This is a genomic window from Paenibacillus glycinis, from assembly GCF_009909185.1.
Classification (GTDB): domain Bacteria; phylum Bacillota; class Bacilli; order Paenibacillales; family Paenibacillaceae; genus Paenibacillus_Z; species Paenibacillus_Z glycinis.
The window spans coordinates 70,320-96,180 of the sequence record NZ_JAAAMV010000011.1 but is presented as its reverse complement, the minus strand read 5'-3'; the positions used below and the strand labels follow the sequence as shown (position 1 = coordinate 96,180).

Sequence of the window (25,861 nt, the reverse complement as noted above, 5' to 3'; positions counted from 1 at the left end):
TCAGGTGATGATCATCCGGAGCGCGAACAGCAGCAGCGCCCCGCACATGATGCGGATCAGCAGCACGCTGCCGATGCGCCGCGAGACGCGCGCGCCGACCCAGCCGCCGAGCAGCGCGCCCGGCGCCAACGCCAGCACGAGCAGCCAGTCCCACTCGCCGCGCGCGAGATGCATGCCGCTGCCGAACAACGCCGAGACGAAGATGACGGCCATCGACGTCGCGGAGGCGATATGCGGCGGGAAGCGGAACAGCAGCACCATGGCCGGAATGAGCAGCACGCCGCCTCCGATGCCGAGCAGGCCGGCGATCAATCCGACGACGCCTCCGATGATCAGCGCGGGCAGCGCGTTAAACCCGTATTCCCGCGGAACGCCGGCGGCATCCGCATACGTCCGCACGTACCGCCATCTGCCCTGATACGGCTTGATCCGGTTGCGAAACAGCAGCAGGACGACCATGAACAGCATGAAATACCCGAACGCCTTGCGAAAGGCGTCCGGATCGAAGAGCGACGTCAGGCTCGCGCCGACGACCGACAGCGGGCCGCTGGAGATCGAGAAAAACAGCGCGCTGCGCAGATCCGCCTTGCCCTCCCGGACGAACGTCAGCGTCGAGGTGAGCGACGTAAATACGAGCGCGCCGAGCGAGACGCCGACCGCCAGCGTCGTATCGATCTCCATGCCGAGCATGGAGGGGCCGAGCAGCAGCAGCGCCGGCACGATGATGACCCCGCCGCCGAGGCCGACGATGGCGCCGAATGTCGAAGCGGCCAATCCTAGCACGAACATCACAAGCAATGCGGGAACATCCCACGTCATAACCGCTGGAAACAAGTTTGTCGCACCTCATGTCGCATTCGATTGAAAGCCGTTGATTTCCGTCAAATTCCGTTCCTTTATGTACATGTTCCATTATAGCTAACCCGGCCGCCCGTTTCACGGGGGTCATGCAAGATTCCCGTCCCGCCGGCGGGGTTCCGCCCTCGCCTGCCGAATAGTCTGCCCAAACTAAAATAAGGGCCTCCCGCGTCCTGTTCAGACATCGGGAAAGCCCTCACCGTTTATGCGAAATGATGTTTATCATGATTCCGATTCGTCTTCCTCCGCCTCCTCGGCGGCCTCTTCGGATGCGTCCGAATCGTCGGCTTCTTCAGCTGCTTCTTCGGATTCATCCGCTTGGATGGCTTCCTCTTCGGACGCTTCCGCGTCTTCCGATGCTTCTTCTTCCGACGCTTCTTCCGCTTCCTCGGCGGCTTCTTCGGCTTCCTCGGATGCTTCCGAGTCGTCCGCCGCTTCTTCGCTCGCCGCAGCGATCTCTTCCACCGCTTCCAGCTCGTCCGAAGCGGCTTCGGCGTTCACCTCGACAATCTCCTCTTCATGGCTCATAGTACTCACCTCCTAGGCTGTGATTACTATAATTGTAGCGCTTTCATAACAGGAAGCAAGAGTGTAAAATGTCGTAAAATGCTGCTTCCGAACTTTATTTTTCGACTTCCCGCCCGTTCGCCGAAACACGGCAGGATACGACAAAAATCCGCCTCGGAAGCCTGCCCGCATGCGGTTGCCGCACTCGCGGAACGCCGTTCCGACCGTGTCCGGACGGCGCGCGTCCGTCCGATCGTTCATGCAGGTTTTGCGATCCGCACGCGCCTCCCGGCGTGCAGTGGCATCGCGGCACGCGATGCCCGGACACAAGTCGGCGGTCGCACCTGCCGTGCCCGGAAGAACGCAAAAAAGGACAGCATCCCTGCCGTCCCCCATGCCAATCCCGGCCAATCCTCAGTCGATGTAGCCCGCGACGCCTTTGTCCATTAGATAGTCCATTTCCGCGTCCAAAATGTTCTCCACGGTCAGCTCGTCCGACTTGAGGCCCGGGCGGCTCAGGATATAGTCCGTCAGCTCGTCGCTGTCGATGTTCACTTCGCCGTTCTTGTCTTCCTGCGCGTTGTTGATGAACGTCTGTTCATGCTTCAGCACCTGCTCGATCAGCTTGGCATCCGCGTTCGTCTTGCCGGCGATGAACTGCACCAGCTCGATCATGTTGATTTGCTCGCTCACTTCGGTTACACCCCTATGCTCGTAATTGCGTAGTGCCATTGTAACATAGAGACGCCCGCGCACTCAAAAAAGCTTACGGAATCAGCAATATCTTGCCCGTGCTCGCGCGGCTCTCGATCCAGCGATGCGCCGCCGCTCCTTCCGCCAGCGGGAACGTCTTCGGCGGCTCCAGCTTCAATCTGCCGGCCTGGATATCCGCGAACAGCGACTCCGACCGCCGAATGCGCTCGTCCGCCGTCGTGACGTGGTTCCAGAGGTCGCCGCCGGTCAAAGTCTTGCTCGTATCCATCAGCATGCGCGGATCCACCGGCGGCGGATCGCCCCCGGCCATGCCGAAGAACACGACCGCGCCGCGCGTCCGAACCGCCTTGAAGCTGTCCGGCAGCGTCGCGCCCACGGAATCGTAAGCAACGTCCACGCCGGCGCCGGCGGCGGGTTCCTCGCCGCTTGCCGCGTCTGCCGACCAACGGAGGACGCCGCTCACCCAATCGCCGCCGTACAGCAGCACCTCGTCCGCGCCGGCGGCAAGCGCCGCTTCGCGCTTCGCCGCGCTGGAGGTCAGTCCGATCACGCGCGCGCCCTTGGCCCGGCACAGCTGAACAAGCAGCTGGCCGACCCCGCCGGCGGCCGCATGGACCAGCACCTTGTCGTCCGGCCGCACCTTGTAGCTGTCGTTCGCCAGGTAATGCGCGGTCAACCCTTGCAGCAGCACCGAAGCGGCCGTCTCGAACCCGATGCCGTCCGGCAGCGGAACGATCCGGTCCGCCGGCACCACGGCGAGCTCCGCGTTCGCGTGCGGCGCATCCGCGAAGCCGACGCGGTCGCCGACCTTGACGCCGCGCACGTCCGGCGCCGTTTCCTCCACGATGCCGGCGCCTTCGTAGCCGAGAATATACGGCGGCTCGCCGACCAGGTGGTAGCTGCCGCGCCGCCGGTAGACATCCGCGTAATTGAGCCCGATCGCCCGCATGCGGACTTTGACGGAGCCCGGGGCAAGAACGGGCTCGGCGATCTCCGCCAGCTTCAGTACCTCCGGTCCGCCGAACGTATGGAAAACCAATGCTTTCATCGTTGTCACCCTTCCCTTCGCCTCCTTCCTAGTCTAACCGATTTCGGCGTAAGGAACGTCCGAGGCGCATCGTTTACTTCGAATCGGCAAGAAGCGCTTCGATATCGGATGCCATCGACAGCGGCTCGACCGTCGACTCGTAGCGTCCGACGACTTGGCCTTGGCGGTTCACGAGGAATTTCGTGAAATTCCATTTGACGGAGTCGTCGCCGAGCCAATGCGGCAGCTTCTCGCTCAGGAAGGAATGGAGCATTTTGCCGCTCGGCTCGCTCGTGTCGAAGCCGCGGAACGGCGCCTGCTCCGTCAGGTAGCGGAAGACCGGATTGGCGGTCTCGTCGCGCACGTCGGATTTGGCGAACAGCGGGAAGCTGACGCCGTAGTTGATCTGGCAAAAGCTCTGCACGTCGGAATCGGTGCCCGGCTCCTGCTCGCCGAATTGGTTGGAAGGGAAGCCGAGCACGCGCAGGCCTTGATCGGCGTATTGCTCGTGCAGCTTTTGCAATTCCGCGTATTGCGGCGTGAACCCGCATTTGCTGGCGGTATTGACGATGAGCATCACGTCGCCCGCGTAGTCGGACAAAGCTTTGTTCGCGCCTTGCGCGGTCGCGGCTTGCAGGTCGTATAACGTTGTCATGGATAAGTCCCTCCGTATTATGAGCAATTTAATTGCATACAATTTAATTCTAATTTATCAGTCCGGCCGGCTCTCGTCAACCTCGAATTCCCGGCTTCCGCCGGACCGAACGGCTCTGCAGGTTGAATGTGTCGGATGACAGCGGTACAATAACTAACGATTAAGCGACTAGGCGAGTACGTGCGGATACTTGCCCGGCACCTTCAAGCCGCGCATCCTCGACCGGCAGGATCGCGGACGGACGGACAAGCCGTAAGCAAATGACCGCAATGGATGCACGCGTACTTGTACGCTTCAATATGCAAAGGAGGCTGCGCTATGAGGCTAACGGAGAACATCATCCGCGGTCGCGTGCTGGTCGTGACCGCGGTCGACGCGGAACGCGAAGCCGTGCTGCGCGGATTGGGGCATGACGACAGGTTTCATGTCGTCGCCGCAGGGGTCGGCCCGGCGGCGGCGGCGGCGGGCACGGCCTTGGCGCTGGCGGCAGGCGGTTCCGCCGCCGGTGACGCGACAGACGGCGACGCGGCCGACACGGCCGAGGATCGCCCGGGCGGCGTGGAATGGCTGCTCGGCAGCACGGCCTTCTCAAGCCTCGAGGCCGCAGGCCTGGCCGCTCCCGCAAGCGCCGATAACGGCGCCTCCCGCGCGCATGCAGGCGCGGGGTACGCGCTCGTGGTCAGCGCCGGCATCGCGGGCGGCTTCGCCGGGCGGGCGCCCGTGGGGTCGCTCGTCGTGGCCGGCGAGATCGTCGCGGCCGACCTGGGCGCCGAGACCGCGGACGGCTTCGCGAGCGTGGACGAGCTCGGCTTCGGCTCGGCCCGCGTCGAGGTCGACGCCCGCCTCGCGGGCCCCTTGGCCGCGGGAATCGCCGCGGCCGGCCTGAAGGTGAGCACGGGACCCGTGCTCACCGTATCGACCGCGACGGGCTCCGCCGCGACCGCCGCGGAGCATGAACGGCGCGTGCCGGGCGCGGCGGCCGAAGCCATGGAAGGCTTCGGCGTCGCGACGGCCGCGAAGCAATTCGGCCTGCCCGCGCTGGAGCTGCGGGCCATCTCCAACGTCGTCGGCCCGCGCAACCGCGACGCCTGGCGGATCGGCGACGCGCTCAAGGCGCTGGAACGCGCAAGCCAGATTTTGAAAGAGGTGCTCTGATGAAAATCGCGTTTTCCCCTTGTCCGAACGATACGTTCGTTTTCCACGCGCTGGTTCACGGGCTCGTGCCCGGCGCGCCGGCGTTCGACGTGACCTATGCCGATATCGACATCACCAACAACTGGGCCGCTGCCGTCGAAGGCCCGGAAGTGCTGAAAATCTCCTTCGCCGCCCTGCCCTGGGTCATGGACGACTACACGCTGCTGCCGTGCGGCGGCGCGCTCGGCCGCGGCTGCGGGCCGCTTGTGCTGACCAAGAACAAGATCGCGAATCCCGCCGAGCTTGCGGGCAAGCGGGTTGCGGTGCCGAGCGAACGGTCTACCGCTTATCTGCTCTTCCGCCTCTGGGCGGCGCAAAACATCCCGGACGGCAATCTCGACATCGTCGTCATGCCGTTCCATGAGATCATGCCCGCCGTGCGAGACGGCGCCATCGATGCCGGCCTCGTCATCCACGAAGCCCGCTTCACGTACCAGAACTACGGCCTCAGCCTTCAAACCGACCTCGGGAGCTGGTGGGAAGCCGATACCGGCCTGCCGATTCCGCTCGGCGCCATCATCGCCCGCCGGTCCCTGGACGCCGCTTCGCTGACGAAATGGATCCGCGCTTCGGTGGAATACGCCTGGGCGAATCCCGAGGTTTCGCAAGCCTACGTCATGGAGCACGCGCAGGAGATGTCGCCGGACGTTGCCAGGCAGCATATCGCGCTGTACGTCAACGAATTCAGCGCCAACCTCGGCGCCAGCGGCTACGCGGCGATCGATGCGCTGCTCGGCCGCGCGATGAAGGAAGGGCTCGTCCCGAAATTCGATCTGGCCAAGCTCCGCGCATAAGCGGCTATCCATGGCGGCAATATGCCCGACCGACAATGGCAGCCAAAGACGCGTTATTCGCGTCTTTGGCTGCTTTTTTCTGCGGTCCGGGCAAGATAGCGCCTAACGGAATGTTCAGAAAGAATAAGTAGCACGGGGTCTGGCATCGCCCCAGCAGCCCTCGGCGCAAACGCTAAAAATAGGCGCTGCATCACGGAAGCTTTCGGCGTATACCGCAAACAGAAAGGAAAGGGCTCCGTGTCACAAAATTTTTCGGCGCGCAACGCCAAAAAGAAGAGGCTGTCCTGCCCCTTCTTTTCGGTGTCTCCGCCCTGCCGATCGCCCCGCTTCCCAGCGCAGCGCAGCATGTTCACTCCCCCGCGGCCAGTTCCCGTTCGAACAGCGCTTGGTTCCCCCGATGGAACTTTCGCAGATTGCGCGGGAACCGGCAGCCCTCGATCAAGGCGTCGATCGATGCCTGGTCGCCCGCCCGCACGGCCGCCCGCATCGCGGCGATATAGGCGTAATCCGCCGCCTGGCGTCGCTTCATCTCCGCCTTGTCCGTCGTGGACGCGCCATGTCCCGGGATGAGCCGCGCGATGTCATGCATCCCTAACATCGTGTCCAGCTTCGCGAGCGCGGTTTCGTACAACGCGCTGCCGTGGTAAATATACGGAAACTCGATGTCCGACCAATAGTCGCCGGCCAGGAGGAGCCCGAGCGGTTCCACGACGGTGAACAAGCCGTCGTCATTATGCCCCGGGGACTGGTAGCAGGTCAGCCGCAGGGAGCCGGAATCGCCGAGCGCGAGCTGCTGCCCGTCCCGTTCCATGCGGTGCGCGACCTCCGGATACCGAATCTCGTAAGGCCGCTCCAAGTAATAGTCGTCGTCGAACGCGAGGATCTGCTCGACGATCTTCGCCTTGGCCGCTTCGTCCTTGTCCGCGAATGCGGCCGACGCGATGATTTCCGCGTCCGGAAACGCGCCGTATCCGATGATGTGGTCGAAATCCGAATGCGTGAACAGCACGTACTTGCGTTTTCCGTTCACGGCGGCATCGTCGGCGTATCGCCGGATCTCCTGCACCTCGTGGGGCAGCCAGCAGGGGTCGACGATCAGCACGGCATCCTCGCTTTGGATGACCGTGGACGTCGTTTTGTAGAGTGCGCTTTCGAATATCGTCAGCGCGCCTTTTCGCAATTTGATCATGGTTGCCGCAGCCTCCGTACTCCTTAGTAATCGTGATACGCTCCGAATCCACGACGGGGCCGAGTTCTTCCCCTTCCGCGCTTACCTACACCTTACCGCGCCCGCGTTCAAAATTCCAGACCCATTTGCCTGCACGTCGCATTCGACGAGCCGGCCGCCTGCCCTCCAGGCGCCGCAAACCAAGCAAACCGCGGACAAGCCGCCATAGCCGACGGACAAGCCCGCCCGCAGCACACATAGAACGGCGCATTCCCGCCAAACTAAAGGAGTGGAGACCGCATGGAAAAATTCGCAAACCTGACCACTTCAGAGAAGAAGGAGTTCCCTATGACCTACGACTGCATCATCGTCGGCGGAGGCCTCGCCGGCATGCAGGCGGGCATCCAGCTCGGCCGGTACGCCTCGCACAAAGTGCTCGTCGTCGATTCCGAGGACGGCCGTTCGACGCTGTGCCGCAATTACCGCAACCTGCTCGGGTATCCGGGCGGCGTGTCGGGCGAAACGATCCGGCAAGCCGGCCGCAAGCAGCTCGGCGACTATGGCATCGAGCTCGTACGCGACCGAATCACGGATGCCGAGCATCTGACGCACGACCGCGGCTTCCGGCTGCGCGGCGCGGACGGCGCGATCTACGAGACGCGCACGGCGCTGCTCGCCACCGGGGTCATGGATCGGCTGCCCGACTGGCCCGGCCTGCTCCCCTGCCTGGGACTGAGCGTCTTCGTCTGCCCCGACTGCGACGGCTACGAGATCCGCGGCCGCGAGACGCTCGTGCTCGGCTCCGGCGACGTCGGCGCCAACATGGCGCTTACGCTGCTGCAATGGACGGATCGCCTGCTCTATCTGCGGCAAGAGGACGCCGAGCACCCGCTCAGCCCCGAGCTGGCGCAGCGGCTAGCCGCCGCCGGCATCCCGCACCGGGTCGCTCCGGTCCGCGCCGTCATGGCCGCGGATGACGGCGCCATGACAGGCGTTGTCCTGCAGGACGGCACGGAGCTTGCCGCCGGCCGCGCATTCGTCGCCTTCGGCGGGAACGAGGTGCGCTCGCAGCTGGCCGGCCGGCTCGGCGCCCGGCTTCACGAGAACCGCCATGTCTGGAGCGACCCCCGCACCAAAATGACCAGCGTGCCGCGGCTCTGGGCAGCCGGGGACATCGCGTTCCACTCCGAGCAGGCTACCGTCGCCATGGGCGAAGGCGCGCAGGCCGCGATCTGGATCCACAAGGCGCTGCTGGAAGCAAACGAAGCAGCAGAATAAGGGCGGAGGTCATCTTTTATTCACGTGCACGGGAAGACAATCTTACAATCGCGTAGAGCTTTCAGATTACATCCGGGCACAAAAAAATGAGCAATACAAAGCGCTTTTCCGCCCTCTGTATTGCCCATCGCGTCGTTATCTTATTTCGCAAGCTGCGGGTAAATCGCGGCCACGCCGCCGGAGAGAACGCTTTGAATCCCGCGGCTCGTGCCGTCTGCAAGAATTTCAAAGCTATCGGACTCTATGCCGTCGATGGCGATTTTCGCAATATCGGCAGGGTTGGCTTTCGGAGCCTCGATACCCGCCGTCATGTCGGTCTCCATATAGCCGACATGCAACCCGGCGACTCTTACGTTTTGAGGGTACAATTTCAAGCGTAAATCGTTCGTCAGTGCCCACTCTGCCGACTTGGCCGCCGAATAACCGCCTGAAGCTCCCACGCTAAACCAAGACAATGCGGAGAGAATATTAAGGATGGATCCTCCCCCGTTATTAATGAGGACAGGCGCGAAAGCGCGAACCATGGACAGCGTGCCAAAGAAGTGCGTGTTCATTTCCAACTGGATTTTATCGAGATCGCCGTCAAGCAAGGAAGCGCCCGTGGACGAGCCTGCATTGTTAATCAGAATCGTAACGTCCTTGGCGGCCGTTGCCGCCGCGGCTACCTCTTCAGCGTTGGTAATATCGAGCTTGATGGGGATCACGCCCGGAATGCTGATGGATTCCGGATTTCTTGCGGCAGCATATACCTTGACCCCTCGGGATACGAGTTCCTGCGCAAGGTGACGACCAAGACCTCGATTCGCGCCAGTGACCAATGCGACCTGTTCAGAAAGTTTCATTTTTAATTGCTCCTTTTGGGGTATTTGGGCGGGTTACCTATATAGAATTCTCTTTTATGGCTGCAGGATTCACGCACAGTTTAAGAACGTTCGTTCCAAAACTAGCGCAAACAGCGATTGATTCTTTATTGTGCCCTCCCGGCAACAATATAACATATTGAGAACGATCGGTAAAGAATAAAAATTAACCGATTGTTTCTCTGCGCCAATCGCTTCGCGGCTCTGGGCGGCCGGGGACATCGCGTTTCACTCCGTGCTGGCTGCCGACTCCGCCATGGGCAAAGGCGCGCAGGACGCGTTATGGATCCGCATGTATCTGCTCGAGCAATTGAAGCAGCAGAAAAGGAGCGGGGGTGATCGTCCGCTCCTCTTTGCGTTTATCTATTCGGATTGCCGGCTACGGTGCCGAAGCGGGTCACTTATTCGCTTCGTGCACCTTGAGCAGCTTGCCCTTGACCGTCGTCGTCTTCATGGCGCGCAGAACGAGCGGGCCTTTGCCGTTCAGGATTTCCACGAACGTCGCGTTGTCCTGCATCGCGATAATGCCGATATCCTCCGCCTCGACGCCCTCCAGCTTCGCGATCGTGCCGACGAAATCCACGGCGCGCAGCTTCTTCTTTTTGCCTCCGTTGAAATACAGCTTCATGATATCCCGGCTGAGCAGCTCCCGCTTGTCCGGCCGCGGCGCCTCCGCGGTCTCCAGCTTCCGCCGGAACGCCTCCCGCGCCGATTCCACCGCTTCCTCCGACGGCGCATCCGCGCGGGGGAGCTCGAAACCGAGGTAATGCTCGATCTCGGCCAGCCGCCGTTCCTCGCGCGGCTCCGCGAACGTGACGGCTTCGCCGGACAGCCCCGCGCGGGCCGTACGCCCGATGCGGTGGACGAATTTCTCGCTGTCCATCGGCAGGTCGTAGTTGATCACGTGCGTCACCCGCTCGATGTCGATGCCGCGCGCCGCGAGATCCGTCGCCACCAGGAAACGGAACTCTCCCCGCCGAAAAGCATGCATGACCCCGAAGCGGTCGTCCTGCTCCATGCCGCCGTGGATTTTGTCGCACGGATAGCCGCTGCGGCGCAGCTCGCGATTCACCGCGTCGACGTTCTCCTGCGTGGAGCAGAACACGATGCAGCTGTCCGGATTCTCCGTCGCCGTCACCGCTTTGAGCAGGGCGGGCTTGTTCCGTTCCTCCACGATGTAGAGCTTGTGCGCGATCCGGTCCACCGCGACGCCGGTCGATTCCATCTCGATGTGCAGCGGGTTCCGCAAGTGCTTCCGGCACAGCCGCTCGACGTCTTCCGGCAGCGTCGCGGAGAACAGCAGCGTTACCCTATCCTTCGGCAGTGCTTCGATGATCGCCTCCACCTGTTCGATGAATCCGCGATTCAGCATCTCGTCCGCTTCGTCGATGACGAGGAAACGAATCCGTCCCACGTCCAATGTGCCGCGCCGGATGTGGTCCAGCACGCGGCCCGGCGTGCCCGCGACGGCATGCACCTTTTGCTTCAGCTCGATCTTCTGCGCGGCGAACGGCTGCTGGCCGTAGATCGCGACCGTCTTGAGGCGCTTGAAGCGGCCGATGTTGATCAGATCCTCCTTGACCTGCCCCGCCAGCTCCCGCGTCGGCGTCAGCACGAGCGCCTGCGGACGGTTCTCCGCCCAATCGACGAGTTCGCAGAGCGGAATGCCGAACGCCGCCGTCTTCCCGCTCCCCGTCTGCGCGCGTACGGTCAAATCCCGGTGCGCCAGCACCTGCGGAATGACCTCCCGCTGCACCGGCGTGGGGTCCGCGTAACCGAGGCTGCCGATCGCGCGAACGATCTCCTCGCTGAGCCCGTAAGCGCGAAACTGCCCTTCTTGTTTCTCCACTGCCATCGCATGCCAATCTCCTTCGCGCGCTCGCTAGCGCCTTTTCGCTTTGCCTCTATCATAACAAAAAGCTGAGTCTTGGATCGTACCAAGATCAGCTTTGGGCTCGGAAATTAAACGGCAGTCGCCTTTTCCCGGCGCATCCGTTCAACCTATATGGATATCGAAGCTCAACCCGCGTAGATATTGAATGTCATTTCTTCCTTGAAGCCGACCTTCGGATACACGCTTGCTCCCATTGCAGTCGCGTGGATAACCGCCCATTCGGCGCCCTTCGCCTGCACGTCGCGCACGACATGGTCAAGCGTCGCCCGGGCTAGGCCGCGTCCGCGATAAGCTTCCAGCGTCGCGATGTTATAGATGCCCGTTACGTCCCCCTGCGTGAAAGTCGTGATCGTCGTGACCGGATTCCCGTCCAGGTAGGCCAGATAATGCTGAATGACAGCCGTATCCGCATTGGGTCCGTCCACGAAAACCTGGGAAAAGAGATCCGCCATCTGCTCGGGAATCCCGAAGCCTGCCAATATCACCTTGCGGTATTGCGCGATCTCGCGCGGTTCGCGGATGGCCCGAACTTCCAAGCCCGGAATGCCGGCCTCTTCGGAACTCCAGTTCTCCAGCGACAGCGCCATGCCCGAGATGCTGTCCACCTGCTTGAAATCGTTGGCGGCCAGCGCTTTGTCGATAACGTCGTCCGGCTCGTGCGAATACGTCACCCAGGCCAATTTCCGGCCGCGTTCGCGGTACAAGTCGGCCAGCGACTTGATTTCCTCGGCCGGATCCGCTTCCCCCGAATAGGTATACGTAAACACGCCGTTGAACAGCCCGAAAGGGATATCGGATTCGAATCTTTGCACGCGATCCGTCTGCACGAACGTGGATTTTCCGCTTAATGCGCCCAGCCTTTCGTAAGCCAAAATCATATTGTCCCGAATCCTATCTTGTACGATCGACATGAATAATCCTCCACATTGTGAAATTTTTCCCATAGCAGTTCATACGATACCGTCTGCACTTGCCCAGCCCGTTAGCGGCATGGCTGCATGTCCATTTTAACGTACGGGGCAGACTTCGTGTCAAGCGGCCGCAGACCCGTTTCTAATGGAAAAAGCCCCGGCCCTCCCCTGATGGGAAGTCCGGAGCCTGCCGTATTGTTGCCCTTGCTCGATCGTTTATAAATGCACCTTCACCGTCTTGATCTCGAACGGCGCGAACCGCAGCTCGTACCCGCCGCCCGCATCGGCCGCGGACAATACGTCCGTCTCCTGCTCCATCAGGTCCGCCAAGGCAGCCGATGCATGGTCCAAATTCACCTGCAGCGACACCGCGGCGCTTGCGCCCGACGTCTCGTACAGGCGCACGACGAGCGCGTTCTCGTCCTCCGCCTTCTTCACGGCCTCGATCATGACGCCGGCGCCTTCCAGCGCGATCGCGGAGAACCGCTCGGCCGGCAGCTTGCCGCCCTGCGAACCGCCCGTTTCGACGACGGCAAGCGGCGTATTGAATTCATAACCCGCTTTGTACACCTCGGCGGCGATGAAATCCCCCTCGTGCGGCAGCAGCGCGTAGTTGAAGGCGTGCCGCGCGCGATCGCAGGCCGGATCCGGGTACGACGGACTGCGCAGCAGATGCACGCTGATCGTATGCCCGTTCGCGCTGTAGCCGTATTTGCAGTCGTTCAGGATCGCGGCGCCGAAGTCCGGCTGCGACAGGTCGATCCATTGATGCGCGGCAACCTCGTCCTTCGCGTAATCCCACATCGTGTTGCGGTGCGTCGGGCGTCTCAGATGCCCGAATTGGATCTCGCAGTTGACCGCTTCCGTGTAGACGTTCAGCGGGAAGATCGCCCGGAGCATGCGTTCGTCCTCCTGCCAATCCGCTTCCGTGGCGAAGGTCACCTGCTTGCTGCCCGCCGTCAGCGAGATGCGCTGGGTCAAGGTCGATCGACCGTACGCGTACCGCTGCTCGACGACGGCTTGCGGCCCGTCTAGGTACGCATGCGACTCGGTCAGCGTCATCTGCGCGTAGCCCGCCGCTGCGTAATCCTCGGGGAAATCCCACGCATCCCCGTCGTCGTGATAGATCGCCAGCACGTTGGCCCGCTCGCCCGGAGCCAGCACGTCGCGGCGAAGCGCCTTGTCGTAGACGGATCCGATGCTGCCGTCGGCAAGGAACGTCACCCGCACGAGGTCGTTCTCCAATAGCTCCGCGGACGATATCAGCCCGAAGTCCGGCAGCGCCGGCCGCGAGGCCGTATCGATCACCGCGTAGCCCGCGGCGGGAACGGCGACCTCCCGCCATGCCCCGTCCCCCGCCGCGTTGATCCATTCCTTGCGCTCCCAAGGGAGCGAGTTGAACAGCACCGCCGGCCGTTCCGCGCCGGAAGGAGCCATGGCGGACGCCGCGTCCTGGTATGCCGCGGCCGTCAGCTCTTTCACCCGGCCCAGCAGCGCCTCGTACCGCGCCAGCGATTCGTCGAAGACGCGCGTGATCGACGAGCCCGGCAGAATGTCATGGAATTGGTACAACAGCATTTCTTTCCAGATCGCGTCCAGTTCCTGCGCCGGGTAACTGCCCGTTCCCGCGGCGAACGCGAGCGAAGCCGCGAATTCCAGCTCGCGCAGCGCCTTCTCGAGCTTCCGGTTGAATCGCTTGTTGCGCGCCTGGCTCGTAAGCGTGCCTTGGTGCTTCTCCAGGTAGAGCTCGCCCTTCCACGTCTTGTATCGGCCGGCGTTCGCGTTCAGCTTGTCGAAGAAGTCGATGGCATGCTCCTGCTTCACGGGCATGAGCCCTTGCAGGTTCTTCACCCGCGCGAGCCGCTCCAGATGCTCCTCGCCCGGACCGCCGCCGCCGTCGCCGATGCCGAATACGACGAGCGCGTGGTCGGAGACGTTCTTATCGTAATAGTCCCGCTCCGCCTTCAGGATGGAACGCGGCAACGCCGGGCCGTTGTACGTGTCTTCGGGCGGCAGATGCGTCAGCACGCGGCTGCCGTCGAGGCCCTCCCAGAAGAACGTATGATGCGGATGGTCGTTGTGCACGCTCCAGGACAGTTTCTGCGTCATGACGTAGTCGACGCCGGACTGCTTGAGCAGCTGAGGCAGGGCCGCCGAGTAGCCGAAAATATCCGGCACCCACAGCATCCGCATGTCGAGGCCGAACTCCTGCTTGAAGAACCGCTTGCCGTGCAGGATCTGACGAACGAGCGCCTCGCCCCCGGCGATGTTGGAATCCGGCTCGACCCACATCGCGCCCTGCACTTCCCAGCGCCCTTCCGCGACGCGCTGCTTGATCTGCGCGTACAGCTTCGGATGCTGCTCCTTCACCCACTGATACAGCTGCGGCTGGCTGGCGCCGAATACGTAGTCGGGGTATTGCTCCATGTTGCGGAGCACGGTCGCGAACGTCCGCGCGCCCTTGCGGTACGTCTCGCGGATCGGCCAGAGCCAAGCAAGATCGATATGCGCGTGGCCGACCGCCGACGCCGTCATCGTCGGATCGCCGCCCCGCTTCGCGAGCTCCAGGCCCAGCAAGCGCCGCGATTCGGCGACCGCCTCGTCCGACGGATTGCGCAGCAGCAGATGAACCTCGTAGAGGGCTTGTTGGATCCGCGCCGTGCGCGCCGATTGATCGCCGATATGCTCGACATAATCGAGCAGCACTTCATAGTCGTAGTACAGCTGACGAATCTCCTCGTGGCAAATCGCGACGTCCGCTTCCTTGACCGTTCCGCTGCGGTAGAAGCCGAACAAATCGTTGTTGCCGGCATCGGCCCACAGGTCGATCGTCTCGCCGCCGGCCGCCCGTTCCGCGAACGGGAATACGCGCTTGCCCGGCAGACCCAGCGTCAAGTCGAACTCCGAGTTGACGTTCGTCAAGCCCCGCACGGGCGTTCCTTCCTCGTCGAACACGCACAGCTCGCCGTTCACGTCGATCAGCAGCACGACCTTGCGGCCGGCCGCGGATTCCGGCACAAGACCGCGAAAGTGAAACCATGCGCAATCCCACCGCTCGCCCCATTTATCGCCGGCTCGCAGCTCCAGCCGTTCGCCGGACTGCCGCTCGGCGAAGCCGACCGGTTCTTTCGTGGCGTAAGCCGTCATGTCCAGCGACGCAATCGTTGTATAGATTCGCGACTCGATCCCTCGCAGCGTTTTGCGGAGGACGTCCATTTTAATCGGGGTATGCGGCATCTTATTCCGTCACCATCCTTCAGCTCTAAGTAGATATGACATAATAATATATTATATATGTACAATAGATCAATTGATTTACGAAAATAAAAACATGCCCCGCCCGGAGCATGTTCCATCGTTCCCTCTATCGACCTTCATAAGTCATGCCTTCACTCAAGGGGAATCCGCGGTCTTTTCCTTCTCGGTCGCCGGCGATTTCCTGGAGACAGCGTCCGGCGCAGCCCCCGTCGTTCCGCGCACGATAAGCCTCGGCTCCATCACGATCCGTCTGTACGGAACGAGCCTGTTTTTCTCCCCGTTCAGGATTTCCAGGATCAGCTCGCCGGCACGGCGCCCGATCCCGCCTTCGTTCTGGTCGATGTACGTGAACGTGCCTTGCTCGTCCAGCGAGCCCCGGCTCGGATTATCGAACGTCACGATGGACAAATCCCGCGGCACCTCGAGGCCGGTCGCCTTGGCATGCGCCGCGATATGCAGGCCGAGCGTGCTGTTCAGCGCGATGTACGCCGTTGCCGCGCGGCTTGCGATGGTGCGCACGAGCGGATGCCCGGGACCGGCTTCGGCGCCGTTCACCTTGAAATCCGTCAGCAGCAGCGCCGGATTGATCATCGCGCCCTTCGCGGCCAGCGCCGCCATGAACCCGTTCACCCGATCGTCGACCGAAGCTGTCGATACCGGCGTGTCCGCGCAGATCGCGATGCGCCGGTGACCGAGATCCCACAGATGCTCGACGGCCAGCTTCGCCGCCAGCGCGCCGTCCGCGTGCACGGTGTTCGTCTCGACGCCGGGCAGATAGCGGTCGATCAGCACGAAGGGGTAGCCGTTCATCTTGAGCGCGATGATCTCCTCGTTGTAGACATCCGCGTCCACGGGGAAAATAATCAGCGCCTCCACCATATCCCTCAATTCGCGGATCAGTTCCTTCTCGCGCTCCTTGTCGTTGAAGGTAAACATCGCGAGCAGCGTGTAGCCGGCCTTCTGCAACGCTTCCTTCATGCCCGTGAGCAGCCGTATGGCGAAATAATCGCCGATGAACGGGATGACGAGGCCGATTCTCGGCCGCACGCCCCCGTCCGCCCTCTCCGGTTCCGGTTCCGGCACGGCCGCGGCGGCCTGGGCGTCCGCGGCGATCTCGACGACGTCGGCTTTGGGCGGGAAGCTCCCGCCAAGCTCGCCGGGAATGCCGCGCACATAGGTGCCGCGGCCTGGGATGCGGTGGATCCACCCCTCCCGCGCCAGCTCCCCGAGCGCATTGGCCACCGTGATCCGGCTGACGTCGAATTGCTCCAGCAGCTCTTTCTCCGTCGGAATTTTATCGCCTTCGCGCAGTCGCCCGGCGCGAATGGCATCCTTGAAATGATTCTGAATGCGTACATATAACGGCTCTCTATCCATGCTCATGGTCGTTATCCTCCGCGATTATTTGATCATATTCAATATATCATATATGTAATAATTTTGTTTGCCAATTTATTTCCATCCACATTCTGACAATTCGCCGTCGCCGGGTGTAGAATAAGCTCGTAAATCAGCGAAAAAGAGGGAGGGCATGTCAGGTTTGACGCGATGAAAAGCTTGAACGGCAATAAAAAGACCGCCGATGGGTGATCGGCGGTCTGAAGGTCGATGCTGTCGAGGCCGGGGCGGATGTTGAAGCCCGCGGCCGGTTGATGAAGAAGGACGGTGACGTTGGGGTGCACCGGCGTGCGCTGGATGTTGGGTGTTGGACAAACAGCGTGCGTTGGATGATGGACAAACAGCGTGCGTTGGATATCTGGTGGACCGGCGTACGCTGGATGTTCCACAAATAGTGTCCGTTGGATGTTGAATGAACCAGCGTACGTTGGAAGTCGTGTATTCCGGCACCGGCATACGTTGGATAGCGATTAACCGCTGCCGTGATGGTGGAGGAACTGCCCCGAACGACGATACGGCGGCCAAAGTCAGCCTAGATCGTCATGCTCGCCACGGGTAGCCCAGACGGGCAGACGCTATTTGATTTCCAGCAGCTTGTATTCGATGACGCCCATCGGCGCATTGACGCTGACCCGGTCGCCGATCCGTTTGTCGAGCAGCTCCTTGCCCAGCGGACTCTCGTACGATATTTTATTGGCCGCTACGTCCGCTTCGGCCGGCGCCACGATTTGGTACTCGATCTTCTCGTCGAACTCGACGTCATGCACCACGACGGTCGTCCCGATCTGCACGTGATCCAGGCTGCCGCCCTCCACGACGCGCGCGGTGGCGAGCATTTTCTCGAGAATGAGGACGCGCGTCTCCATGAACGCCTGATCCTCTTTCGCCGAATGGTATTCGCTGTTTTCCTTCAAATCCCCGTAGCTGATCGCCAGCTTGATCCGCGCCGCCAATTCCTTGCGTTTGACGTACTTCAGGTCGTCGAGCTCTTCCTGCAGCTTGTCGAATCCTTCTCTCGTTAAAATCACTTGCTCTTTCGACATCTTCAACCGCTCCCATTTCTTACGCTAAGATAGCTCTATCTTACCTTACTTCCGGCCATATGTCCGGGAAATCCCAACATTTACTTTCATTCAGCAAACAGTGTTGACCAAAACGCGGCCGCCTATAAGAGCGCCATGCAAAAAAGGCATCCGCGGAGGATGCCTTTTCTTCTCGCTCGAGCGCGCCGGGCCGGCACGGCTTAAATATCCTTCGCCAGATGCGGCTTGCTGTAATGGCTGGTGCCTCCGCCGCCGACCCATACCTTGCCGCCTTTCTTGAAGATCAGCAGCTTGGAGGCGCCCGTCGCAAGCAGCACCGTGACGGATGCCCCCCCGCGGAGCGCGGTGTAGACGAAATACCCGGACCGGGTGATGGACGACCGCCAATGCCGGTCGAACTCCGAGCGCACCACGCGGCTCGAGTACACCTGATTTTCCAGCCTCGTTGCTTTTGTTCGCGTTCTTGCCATACGCTGCCTCAGTCCTCTCGTGGGAAGAATCTAAGGCAGTTTATTCGGTGCGCGTTCGAACGGTCTGGACCGCTCGGCCTCAGCCGGAGGCTTTCATCTGCTTGCTTCGCAGCTGGCCGCAGGCCGCGTCGATGTCGGTGCCGTGCTCCAGGCGGACGCTGACGCTGACGTTCTGCTTCTTCAGCGTATCGTAGAAATCCCGGATGGCGGTCTGTTCGCTTCGTTGGTACTGGCTATGCTCGTCGACCGGATTGTACGGAATGAGATTCACGTTCACGCTCGGGCGGCGATCGCCGATCAGCTCGGCCAGCTCCAGCGCATGCTCCTGCCGGTCGTTCACGTCCCGCAGCAAAATATATTCCAGCGTGATGCGGCGCTTGTTCTTGCTGATGTAATAGTCGATCGCAGCCATCAGCTTCTCGATCGGAATCGCCCGGTTGATCTTCATGATCCGCGTGCGCAGCTCGTTGTTCGGCGCATGCAGCGAGATCGCGAGGTTGACGCCGAGACCGCGGTCGGTGAACGCGATGATCTTGTCCGCAAGGCCGCTCGTCGAGACGGTGATGTGCTTGGCGCCGATCGCCAGTCCTTTGTGGTCCTTGACGATGTTCAGGAAATCCACGAGGTTCTCGAAATTATCGAACGGCTCGCCGATGCCCATGACGACCACATGGCTGACGCGCTCGCCTTGGCCGGCGGCATCCAGGTAGAACTGCACCTTCATGATCTGCTCGGCGATCTCGCCCGCCGAGAGGTCCCGGCTCTTGCTGATCAGCCCGCTCGCGCAGAAGCTGCAGCCGATGTTGCAGCCGACCTGCGTCGTCACGCAGACGGACAAGCCGAATTTGTGCCGCATGAGCACGGTCTCGATCAGATTGCCGTCGTGGAGCCTGAACAGGAATTTCACGGTGCCGTCCGAGGACTCCTGCTTCGTATGCTCGGTCAACGTCTCGAACGCGTAATGTTCGGCGAGCAGCGCGAGGCAGTCCCCGTTCACGTCGGTCATCGCCTCGAACGAGGCGGCCCGCTTCCGGTACAGCCAATCCCACGCCTGCAGCGCCCGCGATCGTTTATGTCCGCGCTCCTGCAGCCAATCCGTCAGCTGCGCGAGCGTCAATCCGTATATGGAAGGTTTGGTCATGTTCATGTTAAGTCCTCTTTTCGCGTGCGATACTTCTACTCATTCTCGCAAATATCAAGGGGGAATACAAGGTCTCGGAGCATTTGCCAACGTCACGGCTGCCGCGCCCCGCCCCTGCCCGATTACAGCCGCAAAAGCCCCCGAACCGGCATCCTCCGTGCCCGGCTCAAGGGCTTCTCTTCATCATATGGGCCCGTTCCCGAAATAGTACGGGTATTCCATCTTCTCGGCCACGCGCCGCGCGAATTCGCGGTCGGTCAGCGACTCCACCGCGAACAGGCCGAGATCGAGCGAGGACGAGACGCCGCCGCCCGTGAACACGTCGCCGTCCCGGACGCAGCGCTCCAGGACGACCTCGCCGCAATACGGCGCGAGCAGCTCGCAGGCGGAAACGTTCGTCGTCGCCCGCCTGCCCCGCAGGAAGCCCGCCGCGCCGAGCAGCAGCGCCCCTGTGCAGACGGACGCCTTATACCGCGCGTTCTCCGCGGTTCTCAGCCAGGCGACGTACGCCTCGTCGAACCGCAGCCGGCGCGTCGGCCAGCCGCCCGGCACGAACACAAGGTCGTAGCCGGACAAGTCCGGCTTCACGCGCGCGATGTTCATCGAGAGTCCGCGGTCGTCCGTGATTTGCGCCTTGTCCGCGCAGAAATCCCAGCTCAGGCCCTCGTCCGCGCCGAGCAGCTTCATCCAGGTCACTGCTTCGTAGAACCCCGAGAAATCCAGCAACGTCATGCCGTCGAACATTATGAACGCGATCTTCATCCCGCACCTATCCTCTCCATAGCTCGATTATGATTGCAATCCTAGTTCGACATTAGGAAGAAAAACCCTTTTCGTTTCGCGACCGGGCGGGAACCGCCTGAAGTTATGGTACATTAAGGATACGAACCCCGCGGATCGAAACCGCGAAATCTTTTTTTGCGAAACTGTCACAGCCGCCGGCCCCTCCCCGTCTTGTAGGTAACTTGAACAAGAGGAGGCGGTTGCCATGCAACGCGCGGAAACAATCGTAATCGGCGGCGGATTGTCGGGACTTCTGGCAGCGATCGAGGTGGCGCGGGCCGGAAGGAAGGTTATCCTGCTCGAAAAGTCGGATCATGTGGGCGGACGGGGGATATCGGTCCGAAAGAACGGCGCGCTGCTGAATCTCGGCGGGCATGCGTTATATCGCGGCGGTACGGCTTTCGCCACGCTTCGGCGGCTCGGCGTTCGGCTCGAAGGCAGCGTCCCGGGCACCTCGGGGACGGTTATCTGGAAGAACGGACTCTCCCCGCTGCCGGCCGACCCGCTGCGGCTGATCACCTCGAAGCTGTTCCGGTTCTCCGGCAAAGTCGAGCTCGGACGTCTGCTCGGGCGTCTCGGCAAAACCGATTTCACGGCGCTCGGCGACGTGTCGCTGCGGGAATGGGCCGAGCAAGAGGTGCATGACCCGATGGTCCGCCATCTGTTCTATGCGCTCAGCAGGACGGCCACCTACAGCTGCGACATCGATTATCAGCTCGCCTCGCCCGTCCTCAAGCAGGTGCAGCTCGCGCTGAAGGACGGCGTGCTCTACCTGGACGGCGGTTGGCAGCGTATCGTTGATCAGCTTCGCGATCTGGCGGTGCAAAGCGGCGTCGAGATCCGGACCGGCGCGGGCGCAACCGGCATCGCGCATGAAGACGGCGCGGTGCAGGGCGTGCTACTCGGCGACGGGGAGCTGCTGCGCTCGGGGAGCGTCATCAGCACGCTGCCGCCGGGCGACAGCTTCCGACTCACGCCCGGGGCGGAACGCACCGCGCTGCTGCGATGGAAAGAAGACGCCCGTCCCGTTACGGCGGCTACCCTCGATTTGGCACTGAATCGGCTGCCCGTGCCGGGGCGGGATTTCGTCCTCGGCCTCGACCGGCCGATCCTCTTCTCGAATCATTCGCGGGCGGCGAAGCTGAGCGATAACGGCAGCATCGTGACGCATTTGATCCAGTACCACGTTCCCGGCGAGAACCGGGCCGACGAAGCGCTGCTCGCGCGAACGATGGATTTGCTGCACCCGGGCTGGCAGGAGGCGGCCGCGGCCAAGCAGTTCCTGCCGAGCATCACGGTCGTGCACGACTGCCCGCACAGAGGCCGCCGGGACCGCAAGCCCGGACCTGCCGTGCCGGAAATTCGCGGCTTGTACGTCGCCGGCGACTGGGCCAGCCACGGCGAGATGCTCGCCGACGCGGCGGCGGCCAGCGCGGTCCGCGCCGCCGCCCAAGCGATCCGGGACGCCAAAGCGGTCCCCGGCGCCGAGCCTGCGCTGGCCGGGCATGCAAGCCGCGCTTAATCGTATCCGTGCCGCGAACGAACGCGGCCATGGACTTCAAGGAGGCGCTCCAACGCATGGAGAACGAGAAGATCTTGATAACGGAAGAGCTGTACGCGTCGTACAAGACGCTGTTATTCACGCTCGCCTACCGCATGCTCGGCAGCGTCATGGATGCCGAGGACATCGTTCAGGAAGCCTTCCTCTCCCTGCAGGGCAAGGAAGCGGAACGGATCTCGAACGTGAAGGCGTACCTGTGCAAAATCGCCACGAACCGCTGCATCGACCGGCTTCGGTCCGCGCAGCGGCAGCGCGAGGTCTACGTCGGTCCCTGGCTGCCGGAGCCGCTCGTCGCGGACTGGGCGGGCGACGTGGAAGTTTCCGCCGGCTCCGGCTTCGGTTCCGGCAGCCTGGAGGACGATCCCTACCAGGCCTATGCCCGGCATGAATCGGTCTCCACGGCGTATTTGCTGCTCCTGCAGCAGCTGTCCTCGGTCGAGCGCGCCGTGTTCCTGCTGCGCGAGGTGCTGCAGTACGACTACGACGAGATCGCGGACATCGTCGGCAAGAGCAGCGCGAATTGCCGTCAGATCTTCCACCGCGCCAAGCGCGGCATCCAGCCGGAGGAAGAACGAAACTCGCCTTCGGCCGGAGTGCCCGCCGCGCCCGGCCATCAGCAGCTGGTCGAGCAGTTTACGGCGGCATTGACGAACGGCGATATCGGCAAGCTCTTGCACCTGCTCTCGCCGGGCGCCGCCCTATTGTCCGACGGCGGCGGAAAAGTAACCGCGGCCGTCAACCCGATCATCGGCGCGGCGCGCATCTCCGGCTTCCTGCAAGGCGTGCTGAAAAAGTTGGATCCCGCCAGCTTGTCCTACAGGCTCGCCCTTGTCGGCGGACAGCTCGGCCTCGTCACGTACACGGACGGAACGCCATCCGGCGTCTTCTCGTTCCGTGCCGAGCAAGGCCGAATCGCCAATATCTATGTCGTGGTGAACCCCGACAAATTAACCGGCGTGACCTGAGGCTGCCCGCGGGAACGCCGCGCCGGCAGCCGCGTCGCGTCCGAAATCCGCATGCGGATTCGCGCCTATCCGAACCGGGCTAGAACCGCGCAAATTCCATACCGGGCGAAGTCCGCGCAAGGAACCGCTTTGCGTTCAATGATCCCGTCATTCGCCGGACAACAAGAAGCCTCCGAATCACGCTCAGCGTCGATTCGGAGGCTTCTTTTCATTGCGGCTGGATCGGAACCGTTGACACCTCCGCGCCGGCCGGCGGAGGCGGCTCGCTTCCTGCCGCCGACATCGCCGCAACGGCGGCCAGACCTACCGGCACGGAACCAGCCTTGCCGGCGCAGGGCAGCTTGCTTTTACACCTTGAACCGCGACACCGCCTGCTGCAGCTCGCCGGAGATCCCGCCCAAGCCGTCGGCGGTGCGGGATACCTGCGCCATCGCGCCCTTCTGGGTGGCGGCTGCCGCCGTAATCGTCTCGGCCAGCTCCGTCGTCTGCCGCGACAGCTCCGCCAGCTCGGCGATCGAGGCCGATACCTCCTGCGAGCTCGCCGACATCTGCTCGGAGATCGAATAGACGTCCAGCATCTGCTCGGCGACCTGCTGCACGGAGCCGGACAAATCCCGGAACGTGCCTCCCGTCCGTTCGGCCCCCAGCTGCAGCGCCGTGACCTCGCCCAAGCCATGGTCGATCGCGGCCACGGCCGACCGCGTCTCGAGCTGCACGCGTTCGATCAGATCCGCGATGCGCTCGGTGGACAGCTTGGACTGCTCGGCCAGCTTGCGGATCTCGCCCGACACGACGGCGAAGCCCCGTCCGTGCTCGCCCGCGCGAGCCGCTTCGATGGACGCGTTCAGCGCGAGCAGGTTCGTCTGCTTCGACACCGTCGCGATCATCAGCGTCACGTCTCCGATCTCCTCGGACATGACGCGCAGGCGCTCCATCGCTTCGACGGCCCGCTCGACCGTGGCCACGACGTCCGCGATTTGTGCCATGCTGCCCTGCATCTGCTCGTTGCCTTCGCCCGCGCGCGTCCGCGCGAATCCGGACGCATCCGAGGCTTGGCCGGCCGATTCCGCCACCCGGCCGATGCCGGCGGCCATCTCCTCCATTGCCCGGCTGCTCTCCTGCGTGCCGTGATATTGACGGGCCGAATGGCTGGACAGCCGCTCCATCGCGCCGGAGATCGACCGGGAGGATTCCTCCGAGGCGTGCACGCCCGACTGAAGCGTCTCCGAAGCCGCGGTCACCTGGCGCGAGGTCTCGGCGATGTGCTCGATCAGCGCGCGCAAGTTGCCGGTCATGTGGTTGAAATGCTGCGCCAGCAGTCCGATCTCGTTGCGCGAGCGAATCTCGAGCGTGCCGGAGAGATCCCCTTCGGCGGCTTTCTCCGCCAGCGCGCCGATGCGGCGAAGCGGACGCAGGAACAGGCGGACCGACGCCGCGATCACGGAGATGCCGACGAGCGCGGCCAGCAATCCGATGAGCGAGCTGCGGTACAAGTCGCGCTTCAGCGTCTTGGTAATGAACGCGTTGTTGAAGTCCAGCCCCGCGTAGGCGACCAGCTTGCCGTTCGAATCCTTGATGGCGCTGACGACGCTGATCCACACGCCGAAATCGTCCTTATAGGCGTCCGTGCTGCTGACGCCGTCCTTCTCCGCCCGCTCGAGCGCAAGACGCAGCGCTTTCTTCGGCACGTACGGCGTGGCCGGCTTCTCGTCCGCGTACAATTCCGCGTTCGAGAGCAGGTTGAGCAGCGCGGGTTCGCCGTCCTGCTGGGTCCAGTCCGGATAGAACAAGTATGCGTTCTCCACAAGCTCGGAAGCCGCGGCGCGGTCCATCTCTTCCTGCACGTGCATGACGTCCGGAATCGTTTTGTACGCTTCCTCGTCTTTCTTCAGCGCCGTCTTGGACGTCTCGATCTCGTCCAGCTCGAGCATCAGCGGCGAATGGAACATGCTCTCGAGCGCCAGCAGCTCGTCCATGACATGCTGCTTCTGCTGGTAATAGGATACCGCCGTGAGCATGACGCAAAGCGCCAAATAACAAACGCCGGCAATAAAGGAAATTCTGAAGGCCAACGAGCGGAAATAGCCGACGGACGATTGGCCGCGCTTAACCTGCTGCGAGTATGACATGGTACGAAAGCACCTCCGGGTATCGAATCATCTGAGTCTTGCCTACTATTCGAAAGATACCCGATAATGGTAAGTTGGTCAATTATGCCAGAATAATTTGTCGAAAACAGCAAAATACTGCCGAATTCCGCCAAGCGACAATCAGTCGAACCAACGACCGGCGGAACAAAAAAAACGCATCGCCGCCCGCCGGAACGATAGTCCTGCAAAGCCCGATGCGTCCAAGCGGCAAGCGCCGTGCTTGCCCGCCGCCGTCAATCCCCGAAACGGTACGTCCGCGACCAGGCCAGCGTCTCTCCCGGCGCGATCCGGACGGGCGCGAACATCTCCGGCGATACGTTGTGCGCCATGCCCCAGACGGCGATCAGCTCCACGCCGAAGCCGCAGGCTTCGCTCATCCGCAGGCCCGACGGACGGTGCGTCAGCGTCCAGCCGCTTGGCATCGGGGCGCCTTCCCCGCCCGGATGCAAGCGCGCGTAGAAATCGCGTTCCGGCACGCTGCCCCATTCCAGCCGGTCCGCTTCCGCCCGGATATCGCCGACGTGCACTTTGAATTCCGAAGAGCGCTCTCCGGCAAACGCAAGCGCGTAATCCGGTCCGACCGTCTTCCCGTCAAGGCAGACGAAATTATGCGCGTATTCGTTGGTCTCGATCGGCCGCGCGCCCGTATTGACCAGTTCGTAATCCACGCGAAGCGCATGGTGCTCGACCGTCAGGGATTTGCGATACCGCACCGCATAGCCGAGGCATTCGTCCGGATGGACGGCGAACGTTACGCTGCCGGCGTCCGCTTGCTCGACGTCGATGCGATAAGGCCGTACTTCGTACGCCTTCATGAATTGATACGGCGCCTCCGATTCGCGGCGCAGCAGCCCCACGCCGAGCTTCGGAAACCATTCTCCCGGCTTCGCTTCGTCGTAGCCCAGCTTCATCTGGTTGTCGAATTCGCCGCACAGGCCGGCTCCCTTGGTCGGATCCCATATTCCCGGCAGCTCGTACGCGCAAAACGCGTGCGCATCGTCCAGCGTAACGCCCGTGACGAACCCCGTCCGGTCGAACCGGGCGCCGCCCACCTCGCTCGGATGCTTGACGGCTACGGCCAGACGGCCGCTGCGCAGTACAATGTCCTCCATCATGAATCGCTCCCCCTTTTCCGGTCATCCTAAGAACAATCGATTCGCGGGAAAATGGCCGATTCCTGCCGGCCGGGCGGCGATCGGACGCAAAAACTCCATTCCGCCGAAAAGGAATGG

General features: G+C 62.4%; 23 protein-coding genes. 5 read left to right on the top strand and 18 right to left on the bottom strand.

The window, feature by feature from the left end; genetic code table 11:
- The 5 genes from GT019_RS15415 to GT019_RS15395 form a co-directional block, all read right to left on the bottom strand.
- Window positions 1–789: a sulfite exporter TauE/SafE family protein gene (locus tag GT019_RS15415; RefSeq protein WP_235948274.1), complete on the bottom strand. Its 789-nt coding sequence runs from the start codon at window positions 787–789 to the stop codon at window positions 1–3.
- 291 nt (window positions 790–1,080) lie between these two features.
- Window positions 1,081–1,386, bottom strand: a complete 306-nt coding sequence (locus GT019_RS15410; RefSeq protein ID WP_161744081.1) for a hypothetical protein — start codon at window positions 1,384–1,386, stop codon at window positions 1,081–1,083.
- 393 nt (window positions 1,387–1,779) lie between these two features.
- Window positions 1,780–2,058, bottom strand: coding sequence for a hypothetical protein (locus tag GT019_RS15405; RefSeq protein WP_161744080.1), 279 nt, complete (start codon window positions 2,056–2,058; stop codon window positions 1,780–1,782).
- Window positions 2,059–2,131: 73 nt separating this feature from the next.
- Entirely contained in the window at window positions 2,132–3,127 is a 996-nt protein-coding gene (locus GT019_RS15400; RefSeq protein ID WP_161744133.1) for a quinone oxidoreductase family protein, read from the bottom strand.
- A gap of 73 nt (window positions 3,128–3,200) precedes the next feature.
- The gene (locus GT019_RS15395; protein WP_161744079.1) at window positions 3,201–3,761 is read right to left on the bottom strand and encodes a glutathione peroxidase; all 561 of its coding nucleotides are present in this window, start codon (window positions 3,759–3,761) and stop codon (window positions 3,201–3,203) included.
- A gap of 318 nt (window positions 3,762–4,079) precedes the next feature.
- Between GT019_RS15395 and GT019_RS15390 the strand changes: the two genes are divergently transcribed.
- The gene (locus GT019_RS15390; protein WP_161744132.1) at window positions 4,080–4,916 is read left to right on the top strand and encodes a futalosine hydrolase; all 837 of its coding nucleotides are present in this window, start codon (window positions 4,080–4,082) and stop codon (window positions 4,914–4,916) included.
- Window positions 4,916–5,749: a 1,4-dihydroxy-6-naphthoate synthase gene (locus GT019_RS15385; protein WP_161744078.1), complete on the top strand. Its 834-nt coding sequence runs from the start codon at window positions 4,916–4,918 to the stop codon at window positions 5,747–5,749. Before GT019_RS15390 ends, GT019_RS15385 begins: the two co-directional genes overlap by 1 nt.
- A gap of 349 nt (window positions 5,750–6,098) precedes the next feature.
- Here the strand turns inward: GT019_RS15385 and GT019_RS15380 are convergent, their stop codons facing one another.
- Window positions 6,099–6,938: an MBL fold metallo-hydrolase gene (locus GT019_RS15380; protein ID WP_161744077.1), complete on the bottom strand. Its 840-nt coding sequence runs from the start codon at window positions 6,936–6,938 to the stop codon at window positions 6,099–6,101.
- A 279-nt stretch (window positions 6,939–7,217) separates the two neighbouring features.
- Here GT019_RS15380 and GT019_RS15375 point away from each other — a divergent pair, with 279 nt between their 5' ends.
- Window positions 7,218–8,195: an NAD(P)/FAD-dependent oxidoreductase gene (locus tag GT019_RS15375; RefSeq protein WP_235948218.1), complete on the top strand. Its 978-nt coding sequence runs from the start codon at window positions 7,218–7,220 to the stop codon at window positions 8,193–8,195.
- 140 nt (window positions 8,196–8,335) lie between these two features.
- Here GT019_RS15375 and GT019_RS15370 read toward each other — a convergent pair whose 3' ends face one another.
- The 10 genes from GT019_RS15370 to GT019_RS15325 all read right to left on the bottom strand — a co-directional run bounded on the left by GT019_RS15370 (window position 8,336) and on the right by GT019_RS15325 (window position 19,932).
- The gene (locus GT019_RS15370) at window positions 8,336–9,037 is read right to left on the bottom strand and encodes an SDR family oxidoreductase (protein WP_161744076.1); all 702 of its coding nucleotides are present in this window, start codon (window positions 9,035–9,037) and stop codon (window positions 8,336–8,338) included.
- Between the two features lie 415 nt (window positions 9,038–9,452).
- Window positions 9,453–10,910: a DEAD/DEAH box helicase gene (locus tag GT019_RS15365; protein WP_161744075.1), complete on the bottom strand. Its 1,458-nt coding sequence runs from the start codon at window positions 10,908–10,910 to the stop codon at window positions 9,453–9,455.
- A 164-nt stretch (window positions 10,911–11,074) separates the two neighbouring features.
- On the bottom strand, window positions 11,075–11,860 hold the full coding sequence (locus GT019_RS15360; RefSeq protein WP_161744074.1) for a GNAT family N-acetyltransferase: 786 nt from the start codon (window positions 11,858–11,860) through the stop codon (window positions 11,075–11,077).
- Between the two features lie 216 nt (window positions 11,861–12,076).
- Window positions 12,077–15,097 (bottom strand): alpha-mannosidase, encoded by a 3,021-nt coding sequence (locus tag GT019_RS15355; RefSeq protein ID WP_161744073.1) that lies wholly within the window; start codon window positions 15,095–15,097, stop codon window positions 12,077–12,079.
- Window positions 15,098–15,253: 156 nt separating this feature from the next.
- Window positions 15,254–16,501: a GntR family transcriptional regulator gene (locus GT019_RS15350; protein WP_161744072.1), complete on the bottom strand. Its 1,248-nt coding sequence runs from the start codon at window positions 16,499–16,501 to the stop codon at window positions 15,254–15,256.
- 32 nt (window positions 16,502–16,533) lie between these two features.
- A complete protein-coding gene (locus GT019_RS15345; RefSeq protein WP_161744071.1) occupies window positions 16,534–16,905 on the bottom strand; it encodes a hypothetical protein in 372 nt (123 codons plus the stop codon).
- A gap of 186 nt (window positions 16,906–17,091) precedes the next feature.
- The gene (gene greA, locus GT019_RS15340; protein ID WP_161744070.1) at window positions 17,092–17,559 is read right to left on the bottom strand and encodes a transcription elongation factor GreA; all 468 of its coding nucleotides are present in this window, start codon (window positions 17,557–17,559) and stop codon (window positions 17,092–17,094) included.
- Window positions 17,560–17,759: 200 nt separating this feature from the next.
- Window positions 17,760–18,029, bottom strand: a complete 270-nt coding sequence (locus GT019_RS15335) for a hypothetical protein (RefSeq protein ID WP_161744069.1) — start codon at window positions 18,027–18,029, stop codon at window positions 17,760–17,762.
- A gap of 79 nt (window positions 18,030–18,108) precedes the next feature.
- Window positions 18,109–19,170 carry a 23S rRNA (adenine(2503)-C(2))-methyltransferase RlmN gene (gene rlmN, locus GT019_RS15330; protein ID WP_161744130.1) on the bottom strand — a complete coding sequence of 354 codons (1,062 nt, stop codon included), beginning with the start codon at window positions 19,168–19,170 and terminating at the stop codon, window positions 18,109–18,111.
- Between the two features lie 183 nt (window positions 19,171–19,353).
- Entirely contained in the window at window positions 19,354–19,932 is a 579-nt protein-coding gene (locus tag GT019_RS15325) for a DJ-1/PfpI family protein (protein ID WP_161744068.1), read from the bottom strand.
- Between the two features lie 226 nt (window positions 19,933–20,158).
- Between GT019_RS15325 and GT019_RS15320 the strand changes: the two genes are divergently transcribed.
- The gene (locus tag GT019_RS15320; protein ID WP_161744067.1) at window positions 20,159–21,475 is read left to right on the top strand and encodes a phytoene desaturase family protein; all 1,317 of its coding nucleotides are present in this window, start codon (window positions 20,159–20,161) and stop codon (window positions 21,473–21,475) included.
- 56 nt (window positions 21,476–21,531) lie between these two features.
- On the top strand, window positions 21,532–22,479 hold the full coding sequence (sigJ, locus tag GT019_RS15315; protein ID WP_161744066.1) for an RNA polymerase sigma factor SigJ: 948 nt from the start codon (window positions 21,532–21,534) through the stop codon (window positions 22,477–22,479).
- Window positions 22,480–22,826: 347 nt separating this feature from the next.
- Here the strand turns inward: sigJ and GT019_RS15310 are convergent, their stop codons facing one another.
- A complete protein-coding gene (locus tag GT019_RS15310; RefSeq protein WP_161744065.1) occupies window positions 22,827–24,608 on the bottom strand; it encodes a methyl-accepting chemotaxis protein in 1,782 nt (593 codons plus the stop codon).
- Between the two features lie 254 nt (window positions 24,609–24,862).
- Window positions 24,863–25,744, bottom strand: a complete 882-nt coding sequence (locus tag GT019_RS15305) for a hypothetical protein (RefSeq protein ID WP_161744064.1) — start codon at window positions 25,742–25,744, stop codon at window positions 24,863–24,865.
- Between the last annotated feature and the right edge of the window lie 117 nt (window positions 25,745–25,861).

Coding starts and splice junctions, on each gene's coding strand:
- rlmN (WP_161744130.1), bottom strand. CDS start 19,170: ATGACCAAACCTTCCATATACGGATTGACGCTCGCGCAGCTGACGGAT.
- GT019_RS15395 (WP_161744079.1), bottom strand. CDS start 3,761: ATGACAACGTTATACGACCTGCAAGCCGCGACCGCGCAAGGCGCGAAC.
- GT019_RS15350 (WP_161744072.1), bottom strand. CDS start 16,501: ATGAGCATGGATAGAGAGCCGTTATATGTACGCATTCAGAATCATTTC.
- GT019_RS15380 (WP_161744077.1), bottom strand. CDS start 6,938: ATGATCAAATTGCGAAAAGGCGCGCTGACGATATTCGAAAGCGCACTC.
- GT019_RS15370 (WP_161744076.1), bottom strand. CDS start 9,037: ATGAAACTTTCTGAACAGGTCGCATTGGTCACTGGCGCGAATCGAGGT.
- GT019_RS15305 (WP_161744064.1), bottom strand. CDS start 25,744: ATGATGGAGGACATTGTACTGCGCAGCGGCCGTCTGGCCGTAGCCGTC.
- GT019_RS15325 (WP_161744068.1), bottom strand. CDS start 19,932: ATGAAGATCGCGTTCATAATGTTCGACGGCATGACGTTGCTGGATTTC.
- GT019_RS15320 (WP_161744067.1), top strand. CDS start 20,159: ATGCAACGCGCGGAAACAATCGTAATCGGCGGCGGATTGTCGGGACTT.
- GT019_RS15355 (WP_161744073.1), bottom strand. CDS start 15,097: ATGCCGCATACCCCGATTAAAATGGACGTCCTCCGCAAAACGCTGCGA.
- greA (WP_161744070.1), bottom strand. CDS start 17,559: ATGTCGAAAGAGCAAGTGATTTTAACGAGAGAAGGATTCGACAAGCTG.
- GT019_RS15410 (WP_161744081.1), bottom strand. CDS start 1,386: ATGAGCCATGAAGAGGAGATTGTCGAGGTGAACGCCGAAGCCGCTTCG.
- sigJ (WP_161744066.1), top strand. CDS start 21,532: ATGGAGAACGAGAAGATCTTGATAACGGAAGAGCTGTACGCGTCGTAC.
- GT019_RS15310 (WP_161744065.1), bottom strand. CDS start 24,608: ATGTCATACTCGCAGCAGGTTAAGCGCGGCCAATCGTCCGTCGGCTAT.
- GT019_RS15365 (WP_161744075.1), bottom strand. CDS start 10,910: ATGGCAGTGGAGAAACAAGAAGGGCAGTTTCGCGCTTACGGGCTCAGC.
- GT019_RS15390 (WP_161744132.1), top strand. CDS start 4,080: ATGAGGCTAACGGAGAACATCATCCGCGGTCGCGTGCTGGTCGTGACC.
- GT019_RS15375 (WP_235948218.1), top strand. CDS start 7,218: ATGGAAAAATTCGCAAACCTGACCACTTCAGAGAAGAAGGAGTTCCCT.
- GT019_RS15400 (WP_161744133.1), bottom strand. CDS start 3,127: ATGAAAGCATTGGTTTTCCATACGTTCGGCGGACCGGAGGTACTGAAG.
- GT019_RS15415 (WP_235948274.1), bottom strand. CDS start 789: ATGTTCGTGCTAGGATTGGCCGCTTCGACATTCGGCGCCATCGTCGGC.
- GT019_RS15360 (WP_161744074.1), bottom strand. CDS start 11,860: ATGTCGATCGTACAAGATAGGATTCGGGACAATATGATTTTGGCTTAC.
- GT019_RS15335 (WP_161744069.1), bottom strand. CDS start 18,029: ATGGCAAGAACGCGAACAAAAGCAACGAGGCTGGAAAATCAGGTGTAC.
- GT019_RS15385 (WP_161744078.1), top strand. CDS start 4,916: ATGAAAATCGCGTTTTCCCCTTGTCCGAACGATACGTTCGTTTTCCAC.